Genomic DNA, 25,935 nt, shown 5'->3' on the forward strand with positions numbered 1-25,935 from the left:
CATCACGTGAGGCTCCTTCCAGGGAGCGCGGTAGGCCCAAATCCCCACAAGAACAGCCAGAACTGCCATCCAGACGAGAGAGGTTCTCAAGACATACTTGTTCATCGCAGTGTCGCTCCTGTCAGGGATTCGAGATGGGCCAGCGCAGTCTCGTGATCGAGAAGTGTCCGCGCGTATTCGAACTTCAGGTTGAGGAGATCGGTGAAGTATGAGAGCACATGCGTGAACTGCTCTTTGTTCGAGGCATAGGCGCTCAGTGTGGCCCGGTACGCTGCGTCGGACTGAGGGGCCAGTCCCTCGCGGTACTCCTTCAGTTGCTCCTCATCGCTCGATGCCTCGACATAGAGCTGCTGAACCTGGGCGAGCTGCTGCGCGAGATGGGCGTCGAGTGTCTGCCTCGATGCGATAAGCTTTTCCTGCGCCCCCGCGATCTCCGCGTCGACCCGCTTCTTGCGCGGAAAGCGAACGTCGAAGGTGAGCATGTAGTAGTCCCGATACTTGCGGTCGGTGTTCTGATACATATAGCCGAGTTCAAAATCGGGCTTGCCCTCGCGTTTTGCGGATGCGACCTGCGCATCTTGCTTTTGAATGACCTTCGCATCGACCTGAATCTGAGGATTGTTTTTTTTCACCAGAACCAGAAGCTCATCGGAGGCTACCTTCATCGGTGTTTCCGTCAAGTCTTCGGTGACGATGTCGAGCGATTCCTGGTCGCGGTTGAGCAATCCCTTGAGATGAGCTTGTAGCTCTCCCATCTGCTGATGGTGCATGGTGATCTCATGCACGATCTTTGTGCGTTTTATCTGTGCTTCGAGCACGTCCTGCTGCATCCCTTGGCCAACCTGATAGTGGGCCGTCGCATCCTGAATGAGCTGGTCGAGAACGACTTCATTTTGACGGAAGATTCCGAGCGTATCTTGCAGGTAGGCAAGCTGGAGATAGTCGGCCTTCACCGCGTCGGCGATGCCGGCGCCGATCACTTTGACTTCCGCCTGCTTGGTATCGGCATCGCGGTCTGCCACCTGTCCACGTAGTCGCAGTTTTCCAGCATAGGGCAGTTCTTGCGAAGCACCGACGCCGAGGTAAGCGAAGTCGCTGTTGGGGTATCCGGCAAACGGCTTCGGGCTGCCAACACTCAACTGCTGATAGGTAAACTTTGGATCCGGCAGGGTAGTTACTTGCGGAGCCACCTGTCTTGCGGCCCGCGCCTCATGCTCGGCGACGGAGATTTGTGGGTTATTTGCTTGTACCTCAGCCAGGAGCTGAGACAACGGTGTGGGCGCACTTGCAGCCGTCTCCTGCCCGAAGGCAGAGAATGCGCTGGCAAGCATGAGAGCGGCGGTCCAAAAGACCACGTTCATACTGACTCCAATCTCGATGCGGTTCAGAGCATTACCGGCACGCGCAGACACCAATGCGCCTGCTCGGCAAACACAGAGCGAGAAAGGAGCGGACTAGATTCTGAGAACGGAGATAGAACTCGGTGGGGACTGTGGAGGCGAATAGTCTGCCTGTTCAGCCCAGCCCACGGCGAAAGAAGTCGGATGGAGCCACTCCGTTGCCGTCAGCCAGATTATGGCAACCGCAATCGGATGATAGCTTACCGCCTTCGTATCCAGCGCATCGTCATGAGAACTTCGAGGAGCCTTCTGGCAGCAGCCATGTGAGGCTTGCATCCCCATCGGTTCACAGTGGTTCTGCATCGTCCGGCAGCAGGCACGTTCCTCGGCATTCATCTGCACATCGGAAACCATGCAGGCCATTGCCGGAGTCAGATAGGACACCAGCAATAGAAGAACAATACCGAGTTGGCGTGCCGACTTCATGTCTTATTAAAATAGAATAGACGAAGTTGCCAATAGCCGGATGCAGGTTTATACACTCTAGCTAAATATCCAGGTTCTTCACGTCCAGTGCATTTTCTTCGATGAACTTGCGTCGGCTCTCTACATCCTCACCCATAAGAGTCGTAAAGATCTCTTCGCAGGCCGCAATGTCTTCGAGCTTCACCTGCAACAGCGTGCGTCGCTCAGGATCCATCGTCGTCTCCCATAGTTGGGGTGCTGTCATCTCACCCAGTCCCTTGTACCGTTGAACCTGATATTCCTTCTTGCCTTGTTCGATGACATACTCGAACACATCGCGTGCAGTCTTCTTCTCCACTGGATCCTGCGATGCTTTGCTCGCTCTCTTAGCCGGCTTTACCTCTGCCACCGTTCCTGGAGCAGAGGCGGTCTCCGCAACGCCTTCTTCAGAAGCAATCTCCTCGGCTTCTTCTGCAGCTGTCTCAGCTTTGGTCTTCGCTGCATACTCGATAAAGAACGGCGCTACCAGCTGCTCTTTGATCTGTGCGTGCTTAGCCAGCATCTGCCGGCTCTCCGGAGCTGAAGCCAGTGCCCAGTCAATCGTTCTTACCGCACCCTGCGCGTCGGTATAGCTCACCGAGTAGCTCCTGTGCTCCTCGTCCATCACGACATCGCCAACATTCTTGAACTGGTAGGTCTTCTGCATTCCTACCAGCCGCTCGCGCATGGCTTCCACCTTGGCGGGTGTCTCGAAGTCCACGCGTCGCACAGAATCCTTACCTTCATGAGCAAACAACTCAGCGAACGCCTGCGTCACATCGTCATTCCGTAAGCGTTTCTGTACTTTATCGAAGTAACTAAGATAGTCGTTCAACTGTCCCATGTATTTGGTAAGCGCCGCACCTTCAAGGCGGCCGCCGTCTTTGCCGTAACGAATGACCATGCCGTCGGAGGCACGCTTCACCATCACGCTTACATACTCGCGATCGTCCTTGATGTACTGCTCGAACTTACCCTTCTTAATACGATAGAGCGGTGGCTGTGCAATATAGACATGTCCACGCTTGATCAGCTCCGTCATATGACGGAAGAAGAACGTTAACAACAGCGTGCGAATGTGCGATCCGTCTACGTCGGCGTCGGTCATCAAGATCAACTTGCCATACCGCAACTTGCTGGCGTCGAAGTCGTCTTTACCAATGCCGCAGCCAAGCGCCGTAATCATGGCGCGAATCTCTTCGTGCCCCAGCATCTTGTCGTAACGAGCCTTCTCAACGTTGAGAATCTTACCCTTCAACGGCAAAATCGCCTGGAACTTCCGGTCGCGACCTTGCTTGGCCGTTCCACCGGCGCTCTCACCCTCAACGAGATAAAGCTCACACCGATCCGGTTGCCGCTCCGAGCAATCCGCCAGCTTGCCCGGCAACCCGCCGCCGTCGAGCGCACCTTTGCGGCGAGTCAGGTCGCGAGCCTTACGCGCAGCCTCACGCGCTCGTGCTGCATCAATCGCCTTGTTGATGATCTTCTTCGCAACCGAGGGATTCTGCTCCAGAAACGCACCCAACCTCTCGTTCACGAAGGCTTGCACCGTTCCGGCGATATCCGAGTTCAGCTTGCCCTTGGTCTGCCCTTCAAACTGCGGCTGCGATAGCTTTACACTGATCACAACCACAAGACCCTCGCGCACGTCGTCGCCGCTAAGGTTTTCCTTCACATCCTTGAACAGACCCAGCGACTGCCCCGCCGCATTGATCGTCCTGGTCAGTGCCGTCTTGAACCCCGAAAGATGCGTTCCACCGTCGACCGTGTTGATGTTGTTCGCAAACGTAAACACCGTCTCGGAGTAGGCGTCGTTGTACTGCAGCGCAATCTCCATGGCCACGTTATCCCGCTCGGCCTCCATGTAGATCGGCTTATCGTGCAGGACTGCCTTGCCCTTGTTCAGATGCTTGATGAACTCGGCAATCCCTCCAATGTACTTGAACTCCTGGTGCTTGTACTCACCGGTCTTCGAATCCGTCGTGCGCTGGTCGGTCAGATGGATCTCCAGCCCTTTATTCAAAAAGGCGAGCTCCCGGAGCCGTTGCGCCAGCGTGTCGTAGTTGAACTCGGTCACCGTAAAGATCGACTTGTCTGGAAGGAAGTGGACCTTTGTGCCCTTGCGAGTCGAAGACCCCATCTTGCGCAGCTTACTGATCGGCGCACCCTTCGAGTAGTCCTGCTCCCATGCATGACCATCACGCCAGATCTCGACATCGAACTCTTCGCTCAGCGCGTTCACGCAGCTCACACCCACACCGTGCAGACCACCCGAGACCTTGTAGTTCGAAGCGTCGAACTTACCGCCCGCATGCAGCATGGTCAACACCACCTGCACCGCCGGCATCTTCTCTCCGTTGATTACCTTGTCGTCAACCGGAATCCCGCGCCCGTCGTCGACCACGGTAATCGAATTATCGACATGGATCGTCACATCAATCTTCGTCGCGTGCCCACCCAGCGCCTCGTCAACCGAGTTATCGACCACCTCATACACCAGATGATGCAGCCCCTGCTCACCGGTCGAGCCGATATACATGGCCGGTCTGAGCCGGACCGCAGCCAGGCCTTCAAGGACGGTGATATTTTCAGCCGAATAGCCGCCGCCTTCTTTCTTAGAACCGGGCTTTCCTAGAGGCACAGAAAGAGGATTATTTTGGTCTTCAGGGAATTCAGAGGGAATTGCAGTCGATGCCATGTATCTCCGTTCAGCGGTTGCTGAAGTTGCAGGATTTTCAGCCCGTCCCGTGTCCGCGCAATCCGCGAAAACCCGCGCCGTTACAGCGCTTTACACACGTTCTAGCCTGACTCTCAGTGTCTTAAGTATAGCACGCTGAAGGAGGTTTGGAGCCGGTTGGGCACCTAGTTAGAGGCTGCCCTGAAGCAATTGCTGGCCCATTGGTAACCGTGGCCGGTGCTCCGAAAGTTGTACTCCCCTAACCCAAGTGGCTTGTTATGCTTCGGCTCGTAACTCCCCGAGGTGAACCAATGAAATTGAACCGTTTGATCGCAGTCTCGATCGTTGGATTCTCACTGCTTACAACCTCCAGCTCAGCCTTCGCCTGTGACCATGATCACGATAGCGGCAGCTCGTGGTCCTGGTTCGGCTGGTGCCATCACGACCATGACCATGACCATGACCACGACCATGACCACGACGGCGGTGGCAACGGCGGCAACGGCGGTAACTGTCCCGGCCACGGTGGCAGCAGCACTGGCGGTGGTGGCAGCAGCACCGGCGGTGGCGGCAGCAGCACTGGCGGCGGCTCCAGCTCTGGTGGTGGTTCCTCTGTTGGTCCAAAGGGATAAAGGAACACGCAATCCTGACCACCTGACAAACGCTCGCGAGAGCCCAACGATGACCCTCTTCGGAGGGTCATTTTTATAGTTCAGGAGATTTTTCAGCCAGAGCCATCCTTTCCAGCCAGAGATGGTGAAGGCATACTTATTGAAGATGATCTTTGTTCCTACTACCTCTGTTGACGTCGACGAACTCGTCACCTTTGTTAACAATGCCTACCGAGGCAAAAGCGCTGAAGCCGGATGGGCAAGCGAAGCGAAGGTGATAGGCGGGCAGAGAATCGACTCGACCATCCTTGCCGAGACATTCGCAAACGGTAAAGCCACCGTTCTTTTGATGCGGGACCACGACAAAGCCCCTCTCGCGGGGTGTGTATCGCTTGAGCCCACTGACGAACCGGTGGTGTGGTATCTCTCGATGCTTGCGATCGACCCGCAGCGCCAGGCCGATGGACTTGGCCGGACGCTCTTGTCTTATGCCGAGGATTACGCGAAAGCCCGTGGTGCGCAACGAGTCAGGATTACCGTGATCTGGCTTCGTCATACTCTCGTCGAGTGGTATGAGCGTCGCGGATATCGCCGCACGGGCAAGACAGAGCCATTCCCCTACGGCGACCAACGCTTCGGAATGCCGCTTCGTGACGACCTGTACTTTGAGATACTCGAGAAAACCCTCGTCTAGCATCTCCCCGAAGGGCCCTAACCTTCAAGCCGCTTATTTACAAGGATTTGCGATGACAGTTTCGGGTGCTCCCATGCTGTCTAAATAAGATCGGTCCGCAACCGGCAACCCTCGTATATACTTAGAAAGTTGTCCAGAACACAGTTTTCGTCAGGAACACCATGCCAAAGTTGAAGACACACAGCGGCGCAGCCAAGCGCTTTCATAAGACCGGCACCGGCAAGTTCAAGCGCGGCCAGTCCAAGATGCGCCACATCCTCACCTCGAAGGCCACCAAGACCAAGCGCAAGCTCGGCGGGTCGGCGCTTATCTCCGATGCGGATCATCACAAGGTTGCCCGGATGCTTCCTTACGCCTGATAGAAAGACCAAAGAAGGTCTTTCGTTTTTAGGAATAAGGGAAGCATGAGTTTTTCAAGTCGAGCCGCTCAAAAGCAAAGGGTCAGCAAAGCGTTCCGGCCCCTGGAACCGCGTTAGCGATTCCACCGAGACTTGAAGTTGCATAGCGAGTGAAGAGGCCACCACCTTACCTCCAGCCGCTTAAACGAAGTACGCAAAAGGAGAAGCAAGATGCCCCGTGTAAAACGGAGTACAAAACGCAACGATCGCCGCAAAAAGATCCTCAAGCGCGCGAGTGGTTACTTCCTCACCAAATCCAAGCTCTACCAGGCCGCTCAGGAAGCCGTCGAGCGCGGACTCAAGTTCGCCTACACCGGCCGTAAACAGAAGAAGCGCCAGTTCCGCGCCCTCTGGATCGTCCGCATCAACGCAGCCTGCCGCATCAATGGCATGAGCTACTCGACCTTCATCAACGGCCTCAAGCTCGCCGGCAATCAGCTCGACCGCAAGGTTCTCGCTGACATCGCCGCCAACGACGCAGCTGGTTTTGCCGCTCTTACCGTGCAGGCAAAGTCAGCCCTGAAGATTGCAGCAGACAAGCACGCCGCAAATCGCACCACCGCTGCCGCCTAACGGCACAGCAGTTTCAGAAGAGGCACGGCACACGCTGTGCCTCTTCCTTTTTAATCACGCCATCGCTATGAACCAGTATCCTGTCCCTATGCCAGATCCAACCGCAACAGAGGAAGCGACCTCCCAAGTGCAATCTCCCTTCGAATCCTGGGGCCGCTACCCTACCTACGGCGCAAAGCTCCTCCCGCTCCACTGGCAGAGCGACTTTCCCGCACTCACCGCCAACCTCCACAACGGCGCACTCCCCGTCGGCATGGGCCGCAGCTACGGCGACGTCTGCCTCCTCAAGGACGGCAACCTCCTCGTCACTACCGCAATGAATCGCCTCATCGACTTCGACCCCGAGACCGGCCTCCTCACTGCCGAAGCCGGCGTCACGCTCGCGCAGGTCCTCGACTTCGCCGTTCCCCGAGGCTTCTTCCTCCCCGTCACGCCAGGCACAAAGTATGTAACCCTCGGTGGAGCAATTGCGAACGACATCCACGGCAAGAATCACCACACCGCCGGAACCTTTGGCCGCCACGTTACCCGGTTCGAACTCGTCCGCTCCGACGGCTCCCATCTACTCTGCTCGCCAACCGAGAACCCCGAGTTCTACGCCGCAACCATCGGCGGCCTCGGCCTCACTGGCGTCATCACCTGGGCTACCCTCCGCCTCAAGCCCATCGTCTCCCGCAAGATCGACTACGAGGGCATCCAGTTCCACGGCATAGACGAGTTTCTCGATCTCACCAATCAGGCGAAGGACATCGAGTACACCGTCAGTTGGGTCGACGTCACCTCCAAAGGACGCAACTTCGCCCGTGGCGTCTTCATGCAGGGCGATCACTCGGCCAAAAAAGACGATCTCAGACCCTCACCCAAACCGAAGCTGATCTTTCCCTTCGAAGCTCCCGGATTCGCCCTCAACGCACTCACCGTCAGCCTCTTCAACACCGCGTTCTTCCACAAGCAGATCCACAAGCGAGCCGTCGCCTTGCAGGACTACGAGCCCTTCTTCTACCCGCTCGACAAGGTTCTCCGCTGGAACCGTATGTACGGCAAACGCGGCCTCCTTCAGTTTCAGTACGTCATCCCCTGGGAGCACGCCAAAGAGGGAACCGTCGCCATCCTCCGCGAAGTCGCAAAGTCCGGCCTCGCCAGCTTCCTCGCCGTGCTCAAAGCCTTCGGCGACGTTCCATCCCCCGGCATGATGAGCTTCCCAAAACCCGGCATCACTCTCGCCCTCGACTTTCCCATCAAACCCGATAAGAGCTTCCCACTCTTTCAGCGACTCGCCGACATGACCCTCGAGTTCGGCGGTCGCCTCTATCCAGCCAAAGACGCCGCCATGACCGCCCATCAATTCCAGTCCTTCTACCCACAATGGGAGCAGTTCGCACGATACCGCGACCCCATGATTACCTCCAGCTTCTGGGAGCGCGTCACCCAAAATTCCTAAGACCGGACACCGCAAGCCTATGAGCACCACCCCGCAATCGACCTCTACTCCTCGCAAGATCCTCGTCCTTGGCGCAACCTCTGGCATCGCCGAAGCAACATGTCGCATCTGGGCGTCGCAAGGAGCAAGCCTCTTTCTGGTCGCCCGCAACGCCGAAAAACTCGCCGCCGTCGCCGCCGACCTCAAGACCCGCGGCGCCAGCTACGTCGACACTGCCGTCGCCGACCTCGACGACACCGACCAGCACCCCTCGCTCCTGGCCCATGCTGTCAACTCCCTCACCGGCATGGACATCGCCTACCTCGCTCACGGCGTCCTCGGCGACCAGACCGAAGCTGAGCGCGACTTCAACACCGCCGCGCAGATCCTCCACACCAACTTCATGGCACCAGTCTCGCTCCTCACCTGGCTCGCGAACTTCTGCGTCCAGCGCCACGCAGGCACCCTCGCCGTGCTCTCCTCGGTAGCGGGCGACCGAGGCCGCAAGTCCAACTACGTCTATGGCTCCTCAAAGGCCGGCCTCTCCGCATTTCTCGACGGCCTCAGAAACCGTATCGACCGCGAGGGGGTTACCGTCCTCACCATCAAACCTGGCCCCACCAAAACCGCAATGACCGCCGGCATGCCCAAGAGCGAGAAGTTCGCCGATGTCGACTCGGTCGCCGAATCGATCGTCAGCGCCATCGACAAGCGCAGGGACATCCTCTACGTCCCATTCCAGTGGCAGCCCATCATGTTCATCATCCGCAACATTCCTGAGCGCATCTTCAAGAAACTCAACCTCTGAGGAGATTCTGTCCTGCCGGATGGGCCCACTGCGCGTGGGGCGGTCACTTCGTGACGCGTATACCGGTCATGGCAGGATCATCTACATGGGGGCCTCCCGTTGGTCGGCATCATCTCCCCTCGCGACCAACGGGAGCGCCAACCGAAGGGGTATACAAGTCACGAAGTGACCGCCCCACGCGCAGTGGGCCCGTCCGGCAGGACACACGCTTCTTACCAAAAACTGTCAAGCCCCAGACTCACCAAACCCCGCGCCAATCCGGCGAATTCGCGTGGCGTATTAGTTACGTCCAAATCGCTATAATAGAGACAGGAAGAAAGAGGAGCCCCGGCAAATACCGGGGCTCCCTGCTTTTAATCCCATAACCCCTTTGTTTGGAGGAATCTGCAAGCAACCCATTTGCCATCAATAATTCGGCGCCCAATACCTCGCGTAAGTTAATGATAAAAAGCGGCTTACGCGCCGGTAATATGGGGGGGGGTACCCCTCTAGGCGTTCTCCTGCTGCTGCTGCGCCATCTGTTGCTGGCGAGTCGGCGGCGGTGGCTGCTCCGGAAGCTGTGTCGCCTTCTCCACCAGAATCGACCAATCCTCGGGCACCGGCAGCTCCTGATCAAGAGACGAAGTCCCTAGACTCGGAGTCACCCGCACCGCCACGGTCAGCTCGCTCTCTGCCCGGCCCCGAAAGATCCCGTGAGTCGGCGGAACATCGGAATAATCCCTTCCGATCGCCGTACGAATATGCCGGTCCCCCGCCACCAGCCAGTTCGTAGGATCGAACCCCACCCATCCCAGGTGTGGAATCAAAACCTCAATCCAGGCATGTGTCGCAGAACTCACCGACCGGTCCATGTCGCTCTCGCCATGAAACAGGTACCCGCTCACATAGCGACAGGGGATTCGCAGCTTCGACCGCACCAGCGTGATCATGATGTGAGCAAAATCCTGGCATACTCCGGTTTTGGTGCTCAATGCCAAATCGATCGGGGAATCGACATGCGTCGACTTCGGTTTGTAATCGAAGTGCTCATAGATCTGCTGATTCAGGTGATGCAGCACCATCAGCGGATCGTCTCTGCGCCTCACATCCAACTCAGCCGCAAGAGCGTCCAGCGCCGGCGTCGGTGCGGCAAACTCGCTCGGCAACAGCATCTCCCAGTAGTCACCGTTCTCCACCATCGCATCCAGATCCGCCCACGCGTCCGGAGCCAGAAACGCCGGAACCTGCGCCCCCGGTTGCACCTCGACCAGAGACTCAGCAACGATCACCAACTGCCCATGCATCCCTGGAATATCGAAGTGGTGAACATGATTTGACAGATGATCGCGATAGCTGAAGACTCTGCATCGCGGGCTAACCGAAAGATGAAACGTCAGGCAGCGCTGGTTCTGATCGCTCCGCGGGTGCATCCGCGTCTCCATCATGCTTTCGCTAACTTGGTTGCTGTACAGGAACTTCGTCAGATGGCGAATCGAATAATACATAGCCCGTCCCTTCCGGTCTTGCGAAGATGCTGCATCTGCTAGAGCGGCCAGTGAAAGAGCCATCCCAGCCGCCATCTGTCCTGCTGATACCAAACAATAGCAGGTAGAACTGTCGCGAACGCCGTCGGCAACAACAATTGAAGCCACAGGTTATTCGTATGCAACAAGTCAGACAAAACAACACGAGTTGCTCCCTGCGCAAACGCGCTGAGCAGGAAGATCGCAAGAGATGCCCGTCCCACCCAGACAAGTGCCTCGCCGATCCGGTGGTTCTCCAGCAACCGGGCAAGCAGAAAAAGGCCGGCTGTCCCGGTCAGGCCAAGCCCAATATAGGTCCAGCGATCCACGAATCCATAAAAATAGATGGCCGCGAACTGAAAAGCGGCAAGCAACATAAAACCAACGGCAGCCTTCCACTTCGGAATATCTTCCAGCCGAAAGACGTGATTCCCAACCCACATTCCTGCTGCCACAAAACAGAACTCCTGCCACACGCGGTCCGTGTGGAACGTTCCGTAGATCGGCGCCATCCCTACAAGAACCGAGAGCAAAAAGCGCAGCCAGTTAGGAAATCGCACTGTCAAGAGTGCCAGAAGCAAACACCAAAACAGGGTGAATAGAAACCAGCTCCCACTCCCGTCGGCGACATTCATCAGAAATGCATTCCAATGAAATGGCGAATAGGACATTTGGAATCGTCGGATCAAGGGACCAAGTGCAGCTGAGATGCCCGCGAATAGCAAATAGGGATACAGAATGGTCTTCATCTTTTCGAGCGTGAACTTGGCCGGTCCCCGTCGCTGAATGCTGCCAAACACAAACAGTCCGGAGGCAAAGAAAAATGCAGGCATGTGAAAGCTGTAGATGAAAGCTTTAGAAAAATCAGCCCACGGACCGGACCACCAGCCCCGATGCACAACACCTTGTGCCGTATGGCCATAGACGACCAGAATGATAGCAAGACCCTTAACAAGGTCCACAAGGTTCGACCGTCTCCCGCTGGTAATCGGTCTCCGTGTCTCTCCTGCCAGTGCCTGTTCGATCATCTATCCTGCCAGGGCCGCCTGAATGGAATAGTCCACATATAGCTCGTAGATGGTTTCATGAATGGCTCGGCACTGTGCCTGAATGTTGCCCAAGTACCCCAGCACATCCTGGTTCAGGATCTCGTCGACGCTACTGTAGTTTAGGGAGGATTGCAGTCGACCGCTCAGTCGACGCAGAGTTTCGGCACGGGCCTTACCGCTGTCCCCCTGGATCTTTTCCAGTGCGCACTGCAGGCTGTCGATCGAAAATCGAATCGAGTGCGGAAACTCCTCGTCGAGCAGAAGAAACTCGAAGATCTGATCCGGTGTCAGGTCTGCGGTATACACCTTGCAATACGCCTCGAACGCGGTCGCCGAACGCAGTAGTCCCATCCAGTCCAGGTATTCATTCCCATCAACAATCCTCTCCGAATGTCCCCACAGATCGACGTGGTACGCCTGAAGCAACAGCGCGGTCGCGCACGCCCGTTCGATATACCGCCCCACCTGAATGAACTGCCAGCCCTCGCCGTGGTTCATCGTCGAATCTGTGACACCCTGAAACTGATGTACCGCCTCCATCACCGATTGCAGAAACTCGCTAGGTTGCGTCATCCCTTGCACCAGCGCCTCCGACTGCGTCTGGCTCTGAATCTCCGGCCGCGTTACCTGCAGATAGAGGCTGTTCAGGCGGTGCCATTGTTCGGTAGATATCTGCTCCCTCACATGACGCGAGTTCTCCCGTGCCGCGATGATGCAGGACAGGATCGAAGCCTTGTTCTCCGTATCAAAGGTCAGCGCCTGCGTCAGCGCATACGGCTCGCCGGTCCACTCGACGTTCTTTGGCTTGCCCAGTGCTTGCAGCACCCGCTGCCATCGCCGCTCTGCGCTGATAGGGCTCTCATCGAGCATCAGGTTCAGATTCACGTCCAGCAGTCGCGTCGTATGCTCGGCGCGCTCGAGATACCGGCTCATCCAGTACAAACTATCCGCGACGCGTGACAGCATTGGTCACTCCTTTCACTGGCTCAGCACCCAGGTATCTTTGCTCCCGCCGCCCTGCGACGAGTTCACCACTAACGATCCTTGATTCAGCGCCACACGCGTCAACCCACCCGGCACAATCGTCACTTTATCGCCGTACAACACATAAGGCCGCAGGTCCACATGCCGGGGCTGCAACTCATCCCCGATCAAACAAGGCGCGCGCGAAAACGAGATCGTCGGCTGCGCAATGTAGTTCCTCGGATCAGCCTCAATCTTCCGCGCAAACTCCTCTTGTTGTGCTTTGGTTGACTGAGGCCCGATCAGCATCCCATACCCGCCGCTCTCGCCCACCGCCTTCACCACCAGCTTGTCGAGATTCTGTAGCACATGTTGCCGTTCCTTAGGCCTGGTCAACAGATACGTTTCGACATTCTTCAGCACCGGCTCTTCGCTCAGGTAATACTTGATGATCTCCGGCACGTACGCGTACAGCGCCTTGTCATCGGCCACGCCGGTACCAAATGCATTGGCCAGCGTCACGTTTCCAGCGCGGTAAGCATTGAACAGACCAGCCACACCAAGAATCGAATCTCCGCGAAACGCCAGCGGATCGATGAAGTCATCATCCACCCGCCGGTAAATCACATCCACCCGCCGCAGCCCGATCGTAGTCCGCATGTACACGACGTTGTCATGCGTTACCAGATCGCGTCCTTCGACCAGCTCGATCCCCATCTGCCGTGCAAGATACGCATGCTCAAAGTAAGCAGAGTTGAACACTCCCGGCGACAGCAGCACGATATTCGGCTCCGGTCGTCCCTCCGGCGCCAGTGACCGCAGGGTTCCCAATAGCAGCTGTGTGTACTGTTCAATCGGCCGCACGTTGTAGCTTCGAAACAACTGCGGAAAGATCCGCTTCATCACCCTGCGATTGGTCAGCATGTAGCTGACTCCGCTAGGCACGCGCAGATTATCCTCCAGCACCACAAACTCGCCGTTCTCCAACCGAATCAGGTCGGTCCCGCAGACAGCGATGTAGACATTCCGCGGAACTTGCAACCCCATCATCTGCCGGCGGTAATGTTTGCAGCTATAGACCACCTCGCGCGGGACTATCCCGTCATCGAGAATTCGCCCCTCGTTATAGATGTCCTTCAGAAAAAGATTTAGTGCCGTAATTCTCTGCGTCAGCCCGTGCTCCACTGTCGCCCACTCGCTCGCAGTGATAATCCGCGGAATCAGGTCATACGGAAAGATCTTCTCGGTGCCCTCTTCGCGCCCGTACACCGTAAACGTAATGCCCTGGTTCAGGAAACTAAGGTCGGCTGCCTGTTTTCTCCGTTGCAGCTCTTCCGAAGGCAGCGCCGAAAAATGCTCCAACAACGGTTCGCAGTGTCGATGCAGATCGCCGAGTCCCGTGAACATCTCGTCATAGGCATGGTCCAGCAGATAGTTTTTCAGAGACGCATGCTCGAACTGAGATGACTGAGTTGGATGCATTAGGAGCCTTGAGTATAGCGGCACATTCTCGAGCTTCCAAACCCAATCTCACGAGCCTGTAAGCTGTTGCAAAGAGCAGCCCCCCACCATACGGATCGGTGAATTTATATCCTTCTGTGGCCAGCCAATGTCGAATCAGTCTCTTATGCGACATCATTCACCGTATCTTCTTGCCGTCTCCGGCATTTTGAAGACCAACGCGTGCCGAACTAGGCTAAACTAGTAAGGACGCGCACTTTCCCTAAAACACCACTTCTAAGCGCCCAGACAGGACACAAACGCAGTGAGTAACTCAACCGCAGTAGCCGTTAAGCCAATCTTCAACATCGCTATCATCGCCCACGTCGATCATGGCAAGACCACTCTCGTCGACGCCATGCTTCGCCAGTCCGGGACTTTTCGCTCCAACGAAGCCGTCACCGACCGCGTCATGGACTCTAACGATCTTGAAAAAGAGCGCGGCATCACGATTCTTGCGAAGAACACTGCCCTCTACTATCACGACAACAAGATCAACATCGTCGACACCCCGGGCCACGCCGACTTCGGCGGGGAAGTAGAGCGCGCCCTCAAGATGGTCGACGGGGTAGTCCTCCTCGTCGATGCCTCGGAAGGCCCCCTGCCGCAGACCCGCTACGTTCTTTCGAAGGCCCTCGAAGCCGGTCTTACGCCCATGGTCGTCATCAACAAGATCGACCGCCCTGACGCGCGCCCCCAGGAGGTCCTGAACGAAGTCTACGACCTCTTCATCGACCTCGACGCAGACGAGTCCGTCCTCGACTTCCCAGTGCTCTATACCAACGGAAAGCTCGGCACCGCGACGAACGATCTCGCGACTCCCGGCACGGACCTTCAGCCCCTCTTCGAGCAGATCGTCCAGACGATTCCTGTCTCCAAAGGCGATCCCGAAGGCACACTGCAGATCCTGGTCACCAACCTCGACTACTCCGACTACCTTGGTCGTCTCGCCATCGGCCGCGTCTTCAACGGCACCATGCGCACCGGCCAGGAGTACAACGTCGCCAAGATCGACGGCACCTTTACCAAGCACAAGATCACCAAGCTCTTCAGCTTCTCCGGGCTCAAGCGCACCGACATTGAAGAGACACAGGTAGGCGACATCGTGGCCATCGCCGGCATCCCCGGCATCTTTATCGGAGAGAGCTTCTGCGACATCGAGAATCCTCAGCCGCTTCCTCAGATCACCATCGATGAGCCGACGATCGCTATCCAGTTCAACGTCAACAACTCCCCGTTTGCCGGCCGCGAAGGCAAGTTTGTCACCTCGCGAAACCTCCGTGATCGCCTGGACAAAGAGCTTCTCACCAACGTCTCCCTCAAGATGCAGGACACCGGTTCGCCGGACTCCTTCAAGGTGCTGGGCCGCGGTGAACTTCAGCTTGGCATTCTCATTGAGATGATGCGCCGCGAAGGATTCGAGCTGATGGCCAGCCGTCCGGAGATCGTGACCAAACGCATCGACGACCAGCTTATGGAGCCGGTTGAGCATCTCTCGATTGACGTTCCGGAAAACTTCGTCGGCACGGTTATTGAGCGCCTTGGGCCGAGAAAAGGCGAGATGGTCAAGATGATCAATCACGGTTCAGGCCGCGTCCGTATGGAGTTTCGTATTCCCTCGCGTGGGCTTATCGGCCTGCGTTCTGAGATGCTTACCGAGACGCGTGGAACGATCATCATGAACTCGATTCTTGATGGGTATGTCGCTTATCAGGGGGAGATTCCGCAGCGTTTGTCGGGTGCTTTGATCTCGGATCGTCAGGGAACTACGACTGCTTATGCGCTTGAGGGCCTGCAGGACCGCGGCGTTCTGTTTGTTTCCGATAGCGTGGAAGTGTATGAAGGCATGGTAGTTGGCGAGCATTCACGAGACAACGATCTCGACGTCAACTGTGTTCGCGAGAAGAAGCTTTCGAATATGCGAGCTTCGGGCTCGGATGATGCGGTGCGGCTGGTTCCTTACAAGCAGCTGACTCTGGAGCAGTGTATTGAGTTCATCGCGGATGATGAGCTGGTTGAGGTTACGCCTAAGTCGTTGCGTTTGAGGAAGAAGGTGCTTCAGGCGAACCGTCGTCCCCGCAAGGGCGGAACCGAATAACGACCTGCAAGATGGTTTTCGACGGCCGGACCCTTTGAGGTTCGGCCGTAGTTTTTTGTGGGAGGAAGAAAAAAGTTATTCGTGGCTGGGGTGTGGTTTTTGCAGGGGTTTTTGAGAAAAACGGGTGTTTTGTCGTGGTTTTTTGGTGGTGAGAACGTGGTGTTTTGCGTGGTGGACGTGGAGTTTAAACATCCACTTTTTTGGCTCCTGAAAAAGTGACACGGTTTTGAACTTTATTTTCATGGCTCGAGGTGGAGGCAGCAGCATCTTGCCAGCGGGCAATAAAGAACAGCAACTGCGTGAAGAGGGTGGGTGGAAAGGGACGTGCGGTTTGGGCGTGACGGAGTTCGTCGGGATCCTTCCCCTTCGACTTCGCTCAGGGTCAGGATGACAGCAAAGGCGGGGTGCATGCGGAGGAGACGGTTAGTTGTGGCCGCCTTGTTCCGGGGGTGCGTAGTTGAAGAGGCGGAGGCGCTCGCTTTCGCGTTCTAGAGAGCGTTCTCTGCCTCGCAGGAGATCTTTGAGCGAGATCTCGCCGCATACCTGACCGTTGGTCCGGTCTACGACCGGCAATGTCTCCAGCCCTTCGGTCGCCATCAGCTCTGCGGCTCCGCGGGTGGTCGAGTCGGCGTAGGAGTAGTTGGCGGGGAGCGGTGTGGTGGAGACACCCTCTGCGCGGGACGACATGACCTCGCGGACGAGGACGAGTTCAAGCGGATCGACGCCGTACTCGCGGGTCAGATGGTAGCCTCGCCGCCCGAGCTTTTCGGTGAGAATGGATCGGGGCATGATGAGGGCGGTGATGAGGTAGGAGGCGATACAGGCCACCGCAAGCGGGAGCAGGGCGGGCAGACAGTGAGTGACCTCGAGGCTGAACAGGATGGCGGTGAGAGGCACGCCGAGCGATCCTGCGAGCATGGCTCCCATGCCGATCAGGGCCCAGAACGCTTGAGTTTCGGCGGGGGCGTGAGCCAGGTGCCCGGCCAGTGCGCCTACGGCTCCGCCGATCATGAGCAGCGGCGCAAGAACGCCGCCGGAGGTTCCCGATCCGAGGGAGAAGGCCCACATGAGCGACTTTGCGAGCAGGATTCCTACGATGAGCCCCATCGAAGGACTCCCGTGAAGCAGTTCGGCGATGTTGTCGTACCCGACTCCAAGGCCCCTCGGGAAGAACAGGCCACCGACTCCGATTCCAATCCCGCCGATCGCCGGCCACCACATCCAGTGGATGTGCAGGTGGTCGAATAGATCCTCGAAGGCATACATCATGCGGCTCATGCCGGCCGCGATGAGGCCGAGGAGAGCGCCCAGAAGGAGAGCGCCGATCGCAAAGGTTGCACCGTGAGTTCCCGTGATGGCGGGCATAGGAAAGAGCGGCCCCGCGCCAAGCCAATAGACTCGCAGGAGTGCCGCTGTGACACTGGCAATCGCTACGGGGACCAGACTTCGCGGGCGCCACTCGAAGAGCAGGAGTTCGACGGCGAGCAGAATGGCCGCGACCGGCGTGGCAAAGGTTGCCGACATACCCGCTGCCGCACCGGCGACGAGGAGTGTGGTTCTCTCTGCATCGGTGACGTGCATCCATTGTCCGATGAGCGATCCTACGGCTCCGCCGGTCATGATGATCGGGCCTTCGGCTCCGAACGGGCCGCCTGAGCCGATTGCAATGGCTGCGGAGATGGGTTTCAGAAGGGCGATCTTTGGATCAACCCTGGCGCGATGAATGAGGATCGCTTCGATCGCCTCGGGGATGCCGTGTCCGCGAATCTTGTCCGAACCGAAGCGCGCCATCAGGCCGACGAGCAGACCGCCAATCACTGGCACCACCACCATCCAATGTCCCAGGGGGCTTCCAGCTGGAGAGACCGGGGCGAGGCTGAAGCGGTGGTAGTAGAAGATGTTTGTCGAGATTGCGATAGCGCGCAGGAGTAGAACGGCGAGCAGGGTGGCGCACATGCCGATGCCGATGGAGACGCCGGAGAGCAGCCAGACTCGCTTATCAACCGTGAAATCTCTGAGAATGGATGGTTCTGACTTCAACTTTGAGTTTCCTTATCTGAGTGGTGTTTCGACGCGTTGTGTTCGGGTCGAGGCGATCACTTTGAGTTGCGTATGCGCGTGAGTGCCTGGATGAGACTGGGGGCCAGCTCGCGCAGCTGTTGAGCATGAGCCTCGGAGAGCTGGCGGAGCGCATCATGACCCTGCGCGGTGAGCTCGAGCACCACGTACCGGCGATCGTTTTGGTCGTGGGTTCTCCGTACCAGACCTGCCAGCTCGCAACGTTTGCTGAGCTCTACTACGGTGTGGTGTCGCAGGCCCATCACCTCGGCGATGTGGGAGATGGTGACGAGGGTGTCGTCTGGAGCGCCGGCGATCTGCAACATAAGCTGGTGTTGCTGCGGCTGGAGGCCGGCTGCGGTGGCGGCCTGCTCGCTGAATTGCAGGAACCGGCGAATCTCAGATCGAAATTTGGCCAGCAGCTGAATCTCGTTGCGATCGGTTTTTCTGGACGCGGGCTTCACTCTAGGAGTATCGTAACACGATATAGTTCTCAGCGGAAGTCGTGGAGGCAAAGTCGAAATACGAGGGTCTCTCCACTGCGTCGCGTGCGCGACTTCGGTCGAGATGACGCGTTCTGGGGGCTTGAATCTGAGGGGGCTTAAACGGGAAGGGATAACGCTGGGTTCTACTTTCGGGGTCCGCAATGTATCTGAGAGGTGTCAGATGATGAACATCTACGTGCTTGCTTTTTTCCTGCTGCCGTTTGTTGCAATGATCGTCGCCGTGGTGGTTTTGGCACGGGAGAGATGGGTTCGCTCTCATCAACGCCGCTAGCGCCACTCCGGATTGCGATAGGAAGGCCAGGACGAAATAGGAAGGCTCACTACTGGGTAATCACCATAAAGTTGTAGTGCAGTTACTAGTGGGTGACTGCATAGTTGGACGTGTCTTCTGTCGCATTGGAAAAACTTAGGACCTGAGAATAAGCCGCACTGTACCTCGAACGAGGCTCTCAAGGCCAGCCTCGCTGAAGCGAAGTTCATGAAGCCAGTCAAGAGAGGGCGTGATTATGTTTCAGAGATATCGAACTGCATTCGGCACAACTTTGGGTCTCATTTTTTTATGTGCGACTCCCGTTTTAGCGAATCACGTAGACACGGCCAACGCTACGGTTACCTGCAATGCGTACAGCTTTTCGGTAGACGCTTCGGCGCTGTCTCCGGGGACAAAGTACGAGATCAGTTATACGATTGAGACCTCGCCGTATGCTGGCCCGGCCATTACCGGGGTTATTCCGTTTACTGCGAGTTCCACTACGACCTTCGAGGCCACGGTCTGGGGTTCGTTTCCGGCTCTGATTGGAAGTTACAATTTTTACGGCACGGCCAGCCTGGTGGGGCATAATACGGTCCCGATCCTGTTTTCTCCGACGAGCCTGTCGTGCGGTGCACCGCCGCCGCCGCCCAACTCGGGCAAGGGGATCGACACGGTGAGCTTCAATGGAACTCCGATTGTGTCGGGGGACTATGTGTGGTTCAACGCGAACTTCTCGGTAAAGAACATCCCGAAGACCGGCGGCGTCATCACCTTTACCAACTCGAGGATTCTGGATGTAGAGACGAATTCGCTCTTTACCAGTGCGGCGCCGAACGCACAGATCACGTTCTCGCCGACCGCGACCTGCAGTTCGACGACGTTCAGTACGATGACGAACACCTGGATTACCACGGTTCCGCTGAAGGGAGACGATGAGATCTTTCTGACTGGTGTGGCGATTCCGGTGCCATCCCACGGCGTACCCGGGGGGATTAACGTCACCTGGAGCGGAACGTTCAATACGACTGGCGCACCAGGAATGTCGATTGAGTGGAAGTGGGGCGCGGCGGTTTATACGAGCATCGCGACCGATTCCAATGCTCTTGAGGTCAAGGCGGGTCACCAAAGCGCATGCGGAGAGAGCAATGGGGATCACGCTGCAACTCCGGAGGGTGTCAATAACAGGAATCAAAAGTGGAAGAACTTTGTGATCGGCGGCGCTACAGGGGGCGGAGGTACAAACTCTACGGGCTCGTGGAGTGGTACGGATACTGTTACTCCTACAGCCGTAGTTGAGCCTGGACCTGGGCCGAAAGGGTAGAGTTCGTCGCGATTGCTGTTAAGGATCGAAGTTGCCGGTGCAACGGGAAGACTCGTTGCACCGGCTTTCTTTTGGTTGGAAAGATGTCCTGCCGGACGGGCCTCCTGCGCTCAGTCACCCCACGAACGAAGACCTGTTCGCGGGGACCCGATTCGGGCGGTCACTTCGTGACGCGTATGCCTTGTCTCGGCTGGACCAGCTTCATCCGTCCTCCCGTTGGTCGGAAGGAGAATAAGAGCTGGTCCGGCTAGATTATTTGTAGCTCTTTGCGGTGGCGAAGCGCTTGTTGATCTCGTCCCAGTTGACGGTGTTCCACCAGGCGGCGAGATAGTCGGGGCGCTTGTTCTGATATTTGAGGTAGTAGGCGTGCTCCCAGACATCGTTGCCGAGGATGGGGTAGTGTCCCTGCGAGATGGGGTTGTCCTGATTGGCGGTGGTGACGATCTTGAGCTTGCCACCCTCGAAGACGAGCCAGCCCCAGCCGGAGCCGAACTGCTTGGCGGTGGTCTCGTTGAACTGCTTCTTGAAGTCCTCGAAGGAGCCGAAGTCGGCTTTGATCTGTGCGGCGATCTCGCCGGAGGGTTCGCCGCCGCCCTTGGGCTTCATGATCTGCCAGAACATGGTGTGGTTGACGTGGCCGCCGCCGTTGTTCTGGACGACCTTGCGAACGTCCTCGGGGATGCTGGCCAGGTCCTTGAGGAGCTCTTCGGGGGACTTCTTGCCGATCTCGGGGTGCTTCTCTACCGCGCCGTTTAGATTGGTGACGTAGGTCTGGTGGTGCTTGTCGTGGTGGAGCTTCATCGTGGCTTCGTCGATGGAGGGCTCAAGCGCCGCGTAGTCGTAGGGCAAAGGTGGTAGTTCGTAGGCCACAGTAGTTCTCCTGTCGTCGTTCGTGTTGTCAGTCAGGAGGATCCTGACCGCCTGAGTGAGTTCGATGCTGTCCGGGGGGTGCGCGATGCACTGGGCGAGTCGGCACAACCTCCAGAATCATAGCCTACCCGTGGATTCATTGCTCTTTGACGGATGGATGACGCCGACTTCGGAGTTTTGCGCTCTAATAGGAACCAATGAGCGATCTAACTGCTTCTTACCGCTGGCTTGATGATGATGGAGCTGCCTTTGGCGCTCCTGGGATGGAACCGCGCTGGACTTCGAGTGAGAAAGACGCCGTTTCGACTGCGTATGCGGCGTCGAGCCGGGTGTGGTTTACGGTCTCGCATGGAACGCTGAACGAGATTTATTATCCGACGATCGACCGTCCGCAGACTCGCGATATGGAGCTGCTGTTCAGCGACGGCGAGACGTTTGTGCATGAAGAGAAGCGCAGTTTTGAGTATGACTTTCACTACATCGATGAGGCGGCTCCCGCGGTTCGTGTGGTGGCCAGCGATCTGGATGGGCGATATACGGTGACCAAGGAGTTCATCTGCGATCCGCATCATCCGGTGGTGCTGATGAACGTGAAGATCGAAGGGGATGAGGATGTTCTGTCGCGGCTGAAGTGCTATGCGCTGCTGGCGCCGCATTTAAATGGGGGCGGGGCGGGGAACTCGGCGCGGTCGATTGATGTGGCGGGACAGCGCTGCCTGTTGGCGTGGAAGGGCGAGACTTCGCTGGCGTTTGGGGTGAGCTGCGGGTTTGTGCGGTCATCGTGCGGTTACGCGGGGACCAGCGATGGGTACCAGAATCTGATTCAGGATATGCGGATGAGCTGGCAGTTTGGGCAGGCTCTGGATGGCAATATTGCGGTCATGGGTGAGATCGATATTGCGCGGAATCGCGAGTTCACGGTGGCGATCTCGTTTGGGGATGGGCATCATGCGGCGATTGCGCAGATGATGCAGACGCTGGCTTCGCCTTATGAGCTCCACCAGAAGCGGTTTGTGGATCAGTGGCAGAGGGTGAACCCGCCAGCTGGTTTTGCGGCTGTGTCGACGGACGGCGGGAGGCTGATGCGGATCAGCCAGAATGTGCTGCTGACGCATGAGGACAAGACTTACTCGGGGGCGTTTATTGCTTCGGCTTCGGTGCCTTGGGGGGCGTCGAAGGGGGACTCGGATCTGGGTGGGTATCACCTGGTGTGGACGCGGGATATGGTGCAGACGGCGAGTGCGCTGCTGGCTTGTGGGAGGACGGATACGGCGCTGCGGGCGCTGGTGTATCTGGCTTGTACGCAGAAGCCGGATGGGAGTTTTGCGCAGAACTTCTGGATCGACGGGACGCCTTACTGGACGGGGATTCAGCTGGATGAGGTGGCATTTCCGATCATTCTGGCGTGGCGGCTTTGGAAGCAGAATGGGCTGGGGAACTTTGATGTGTTTCCGTTTGTGGAGCGGGCCGCGGCGTTTCTGGTCCGGTATGCGCCGATAACGCAGCAGGAGCGGTGGGAGGAGGCTGCGGGGTATTCGCCGTCGACGCTGGCGGCGGTGATCTCGGGGTTGATCTGCGCGGCGGATATTGCGCGGGCGAGACAGTCGACGGAGCTGGCGGACTATCTGGAGACTTATGCCGATTGGATTGAGTCGCATTTGGATGAGTGGACGACTACGACCGAGGGCGTACTGCATCCGGATGTGAAGTATCACTACATGCGGATTCGTCCGCCGGCCAAGGGCGAGCCGTTTCACGATGACTCGCTGCCGCCGGGGGTGATTCGGATTAATAACCGCGAGCCTGGAGAGAAGAATGAGTTCGAGGCGCGTGAGGTGATCGATGGCGGGTTCCTGGAGCTGGTGCGGTATGGGATTCGACGGGCGGATGATCCGCTGATCGTCGATTCGTTGAAGGTGGTGGATCACTGCCTGAAGATCGAGACGCCGTTTGGGGTTTCGTGGCGGCGATATAACCATGATGGCTACGGGCAGAAGAAAGATGGGGGGCCGTATGACGGCTCCGGGCAGGGCAGGGCGTGGCCGATTTTGACCGGTGAGAGGGGCCACTATGAGCTTTGCGCGGGGAAAGATTTCAGCAAGTACATCAAGGCGATTGAGCAGTTTAGTTCGGTTGGCGGGATGCTTCCGGAGCAGGTGTGGGACTATGACGACATTCCTTCGCGGGGGATGTATCGGGGGCGGTCGGCGGGGTCGGCGCAGCCCTTGGTGTGGGCTCATGCGGAGTATCTGAAGCTGCTGCGTTCGGCGGCGGATGGGCGGGTGTTCGACCGGATTCAGGTGGTGGCCGACCGGTATGCGGTGGCGAAGGAGAAGCGCTCGTTCACGAACCACATTGAGATCTTTGAGCCGGGGCGGCCGATCTGCTCGCTCTACTCGGGGCATACGCTTCGCGTTGTTGACCGGGAGCATTTTCGCATTGTCTACACCTATGACAACTGGGCTACGACGCTTACGCTCGACTCGCGGTCGGTTGGGTATTCGGGATCGTTTGTGGATATTCCGACGGGCGCGGGTCAGGTAGGCAAGATTACATTTACCCTCGCGTGGCCGGTGGAGGGGCAGCCGGATCGGTGGCTGGGGCGAAATATTGATGTCTCCATCGATCCGGTTCCGGCATCTACCAAGGTGTAAGGATGCAGCGAATCGGGTCCCACTAGTACACTGTTATGGTTTGACCAAATCTTCCAGATTCAGCGTCGGCAACGGCGCACGAATCTCCTCAAAAGAGCAAAGGAACAGAATGAGCGAACAGCAGGATTCGAAGCAGCACGAAATTGACCAGATCTCCATCAACGCCCTCCGCTTTCTCGCCGTCGATGCCGTGGAGAAGGCGAAGTCCGGGCATCCCGGAGCCCCGCTTGGCTGTGCTCCGATCGCTTATCTGCTCTATCACAAGATCATGAAGCACGATCCTTCCGATCCGAAGTGGATCGACCGGGATCGGTTCGTGCTTTCGAACGGGCACGCTTCGGCGCTGCTGTATGGTGCGCTGCATCTCTCCGGATACGATTTGCCGATCTCGCAGCTGGAGCAGTTTCGGCAGTGGGGTTCGCATACGCCCGGCCATCCGGAGTACGGTGAGGCTCCAGGCGTTGAGGTGACGACGGGTCCGCTGGGGCAGGGCCTGGCGATGGCTGTGGGTATGGCGACGGCGGAGCGGCACCAGGCTGCGGTCTACAACCGCGATACGTACAACATCGTCGATCACCACACGTATGTGCTCTGCGGCGATGGTGACATGATGGAAGGCATCTCGCATGAGGCGTGCTCGCTGGCGGGAACGCTGGCTCTGGGCAAGCTGATTGTGCTTTATGACGACAATCTGATCTCGCTCGATGGTCCGACGGAGCTCTCGTTTACCGAGGATGTGACCAAGCGCTTCGAGGCGTACCACTGGCATGTGCAGTATGTGGCCGATGGCAACGATCTGGTGGCGATTGAGGCGGCGATTCTTGCGGCGAAGGCGGAGACGTCGAAGCCCTCGCTGATTCGCGTGCGCACGGTGATTGGTTATGGCAGCCCAAAGGCCGGCACGAACAAGGTGCACGGCGAGGCGATGGGACCGGAGGCAACGAAGGCTACGAAGAAGAACCTGGGCTGGCCTGAGGATAAGTTCTTCTATGTTCCGGATGAGGCTCGCAAGAACTGGGACACGATCAAGCTGAAGGGCAAGGACCTGCACGCTTCGTGGACGGCTGAGTTTGAAGAGTACGCGAAGGCGTATCCTGAGCCGGCGGCGCAGTTCAACCGGACGGTGAAAGCCAAGCTGGCCGATGGTTGGGAGAAGAAGATTCCGACCTTCCCGATCGACAAGCCGATGGCAACGCGAAACGCTGGGCAGGCTGTGATGCAGGCGATTGAGAACGTGGTGCCTGAGCTGTTTGGCGGCGCGGCGGACCTGACCGCTTCGACCAAGACGATCTTCAAAGATTCACCGAGTTTTCATGTGGACCCCGCGGGCCGGAATGTGTTCTTCGGCGTGCGTGAGTTCGGCATGTGCGCGATGGTGAATGGCATGGCGGCGCACGGCGGGTTGATTCCGTTTGGGTCGACGTTCTTTACGTTCTCGGACTACTGCCGGAACGCGCTGCGCCTGGCTGCCCTGATGGGCCTTCACTCGCTGTTTATTTTCACGCACGATTCGATTGGACTGGGCGAAGATGGACCGACGCACCAGCCGGTCGAGCAGCTGATGAGCCTCCGTGCTATCCCGCACCTCACCGACTTCCGCCCGGCGGATGCGAATGAGACGGCGGCGTGCTGGCAGCTTGCGCTGGAGCGCAAGAGTCCGTGCTTTATGGCGCTGTCGCGGCAGGATCTGCCGACGATTGATGCGACGATCGCTCGCGCTGGTGCGCGGTTTGGAGCGTACGAGGTGGTCTCGCACGGCAGGGATCTCATCCTGATCGCGACGGGCTCTGAGGTTGGTCTCGTTACCAAGGCTGCGGAGGAGTTGAAGGGGATTGGCATCAATGCGACTGTTGTTTCGATGCCGAGCTTCCATGTCTATGACGAGCAGAGCGACGAATACAAGGCGAAGCTGATGCCGGAGAGCACGCCGAAGCTGGCGGTCGAGGCGGGTGCGACGCTGGGTTGGTACAAGTACATCGGCCACAACGGCGCTGTGATTGGACTGGACCGGTTCGGTGCTTCGGCACCTGGGCCGATCGCTCTGGAGAAGCTGGGCTTCACCGTCGCGAACGTGATTGATCATGCGAAGAAGCTGGTAAAGAAGTAAGGGAGGGGCGGGGCTGATTGCCCCGCCCT

Annotated in this window: 20 protein-coding genes; 10 read left to right on the forward strand and 10 right to left on the reverse strand. The window is 57.7% G+C overall.

The window, feature by feature from the left end; genetic code table 11:
• Positions 1-101: 101 nt before the first annotated feature.
• From HDF09_RS13965 to gyrB, 3 genes are all read right to left on the reverse strand, one after another.
• Positions 102-1,361, reverse strand: coding sequence for a TolC family protein (locus HDF09_RS13965; RefSeq protein ID WP_183767359.1), 1,260 nt, complete (start codon positions 1,359-1,361; stop codon positions 102-104).
• A gap of 93 nt (positions 1,362-1,454) precedes the next feature.
• Positions 1,455-1,826: a hypothetical protein gene (locus HDF09_RS13970; RefSeq protein WP_183767361.1), complete on the reverse strand. Its 372-nt coding sequence runs from the start codon at positions 1,824-1,826 to the stop codon at positions 1,455-1,457.
• 61 nt (positions 1,827-1,887) lie between these two features.
• On the reverse strand, positions 1,888-4,542 hold the full coding sequence (gene gyrB / locus HDF09_RS13975; RefSeq protein ID WP_183767363.1) for a DNA topoisomerase (ATP-hydrolyzing) subunit B: 2,655 nt from the start codon (positions 4,540-4,542) through the stop codon (positions 1,888-1,890).
• A gap of 290 nt (positions 4,543-4,832) precedes the next feature.
• Here gyrB and HDF09_RS13980 point away from each other — a divergent pair, with 290 nt between their 5' ends.
• The 6 genes from HDF09_RS13980 (at position 4,833) to HDF09_RS14005 (ending at position 9,025) form a co-directional block, all read left to right on the forward strand.
• On the forward strand, positions 4,833-5,153 hold the full coding sequence (locus HDF09_RS13980; protein WP_183767365.1) for a hypothetical protein: 321 nt from the start codon (positions 4,833-4,835) through the stop codon (positions 5,151-5,153).
• Between the two features lie 145 nt (positions 5,154-5,298).
• Complete coding sequence (locus HDF09_RS13985) at positions 5,299-5,826, forward strand: GNAT family N-acetyltransferase (RefSeq protein WP_183767367.1); 528 nt, start codon at positions 5,299-5,301, stop codon at positions 5,824-5,826.
• 161 nt (positions 5,827-5,987) lie between these two features.
• Entirely contained in the window at positions 5,988-6,185 is a 198-nt protein-coding gene (rpmI, locus tag HDF09_RS13990; protein WP_158790949.1) for a 50S ribosomal protein L35, read from the forward strand.
• A 210-nt stretch (positions 6,186-6,395) separates the two neighbouring features.
• Complete coding sequence (gene rplT, locus HDF09_RS13995) at positions 6,396-6,797, forward strand: 50S ribosomal protein L20 (RefSeq protein ID WP_183767369.1); 402 nt, start codon at positions 6,396-6,398, stop codon at positions 6,795-6,797.
• Positions 6,798-6,885: 88 nt separating this feature from the next.
• Positions 6,886-8,238, forward strand: coding sequence for an FAD-binding oxidoreductase (locus HDF09_RS14000; protein ID WP_183767371.1), 1,353 nt, complete (start codon positions 6,886-6,888; stop codon positions 8,236-8,238).
• A gap of 19 nt (positions 8,239-8,257) precedes the next feature.
• Positions 8,258-9,025 (forward strand): SDR family oxidoreductase, encoded by a 768-nt coding sequence (locus tag HDF09_RS14005; protein WP_183767373.1) that lies wholly within the window; start codon positions 8,258-8,260, stop codon positions 9,023-9,025.
• 488 nt (positions 9,026-9,513) lie between these two features.
• Here HDF09_RS14005 and HDF09_RS14010 read toward each other — a convergent pair whose 3' ends face one another.
• From HDF09_RS14010 to HDF09_RS14025, 4 genes are read right to left on the reverse strand one after another with little or no spacing between them, the layout of a single operon-like run.
• Positions 9,514-10,509 (reverse strand): transglutaminase family protein, encoded by a 996-nt coding sequence (locus tag HDF09_RS14010; RefSeq protein WP_183767375.1) that lies wholly within the window; start codon positions 10,507-10,509, stop codon positions 9,514-9,516.
• 38 nt (positions 10,510-10,547) lie between these two features.
• Positions 10,548-11,555, reverse strand: coding sequence for an acyltransferase family protein (locus HDF09_RS14015; RefSeq protein WP_183767377.1), 1,008 nt, complete (start codon positions 11,553-11,555; stop codon positions 10,548-10,550).
• Complete coding sequence (locus tag HDF09_RS14020; protein WP_183767379.1) at positions 11,556-12,542, reverse strand: alpha-E domain-containing protein; 987 nt, start codon at positions 12,540-12,542, stop codon at positions 11,556-11,558.
• Positions 12,543-12,554: 12 nt separating this feature from the next.
• Positions 12,555-14,021 (reverse strand): circularly permuted type 2 ATP-grasp protein, encoded by a 1,467-nt coding sequence (locus HDF09_RS14025; protein ID WP_183767381.1) that lies wholly within the window; start codon positions 14,019-14,021, stop codon positions 12,555-12,557.
• 283 nt (positions 14,022-14,304) lie between these two features.
• Between HDF09_RS14025 and typA the strand changes: the two genes are divergently transcribed.
• Positions 14,305-16,137: a translational GTPase TypA gene (gene typA, locus HDF09_RS14030; RefSeq protein ID WP_183767383.1), complete on the forward strand. Its 1,833-nt coding sequence runs from the start codon at positions 14,305-14,307 to the stop codon at positions 16,135-16,137.
• Positions 16,138-16,560: 423 nt separating this feature from the next.
• On the opposite strand, the gene HDF09_RS14035 is transcribed toward typA, so the two are convergent.
• Together HDF09_RS14035 and HDF09_RS14040 are read right to left on the reverse strand one after the other, a co-directional pair.
• The gene (locus HDF09_RS14035; protein ID WP_183767385.1) at positions 16,561-18,177 is read right to left on the reverse strand and encodes a chloride channel protein; all 1,617 of its coding nucleotides are present in this window, start codon (positions 18,175-18,177) and stop codon (positions 16,561-16,563) included.
• A 56-nt stretch (positions 18,178-18,233) separates the two neighbouring features.
• Positions 18,234-18,659, reverse strand: a complete 426-nt coding sequence (locus HDF09_RS14040; protein ID WP_183767386.1) for a MarR family winged helix-turn-helix transcriptional regulator — start codon at positions 18,657-18,659, stop codon at positions 18,234-18,236.
• A 548-nt stretch (positions 18,660-19,207) separates the two neighbouring features.
• Between HDF09_RS14040 and HDF09_RS14045 the strand changes: the two genes are divergently transcribed.
• Positions 19,208-20,275, forward strand: coding sequence for a hypothetical protein (locus HDF09_RS14045; RefSeq protein WP_183767388.1), 1,068 nt, complete (start codon positions 19,208-19,210; stop codon positions 20,273-20,275).
• A 252-nt stretch (positions 20,276-20,527) separates the two neighbouring features.
• Here HDF09_RS14045 and HDF09_RS14050 read toward each other — a convergent pair whose 3' ends face one another.
• Entirely contained in the window at positions 20,528-21,145 is a 618-nt protein-coding gene (locus HDF09_RS14050; protein ID WP_183767390.1) for a superoxide dismutase, read from the reverse strand.
• A gap of 197 nt (positions 21,146-21,342) precedes the next feature.
• Between HDF09_RS14050 and HDF09_RS14055 the strand changes: the two genes are divergently transcribed.
• Both HDF09_RS14055 and tkt read left to right on the forward strand, forming a co-directional pair.
• Positions 21,343-23,799: a glycoside hydrolase family 15 protein gene (locus HDF09_RS14055; protein WP_183767392.1), complete on the forward strand. Its 2,457-nt coding sequence runs from the start codon at positions 21,343-21,345 to the stop codon at positions 23,797-23,799.
• A 109-nt stretch (positions 23,800-23,908) separates the two neighbouring features.
• Positions 23,909-25,906 (forward strand): transketolase, encoded by a 1,998-nt coding sequence (gene tkt / locus HDF09_RS14060; protein ID WP_183767394.1) that lies wholly within the window; start codon positions 23,909-23,911, stop codon positions 25,904-25,906.
• Positions 25,907-25,935: the final 29 nt, after the last annotated feature.

The sequence above is a fragment of the Edaphobacter lichenicola genome (genome assembly GCF_014201315.1).
GTDB lineage: Bacteria > Acidobacteriota > Terriglobia > Terriglobales > Acidobacteriaceae > Edaphobacter > Edaphobacter lichenicola_B.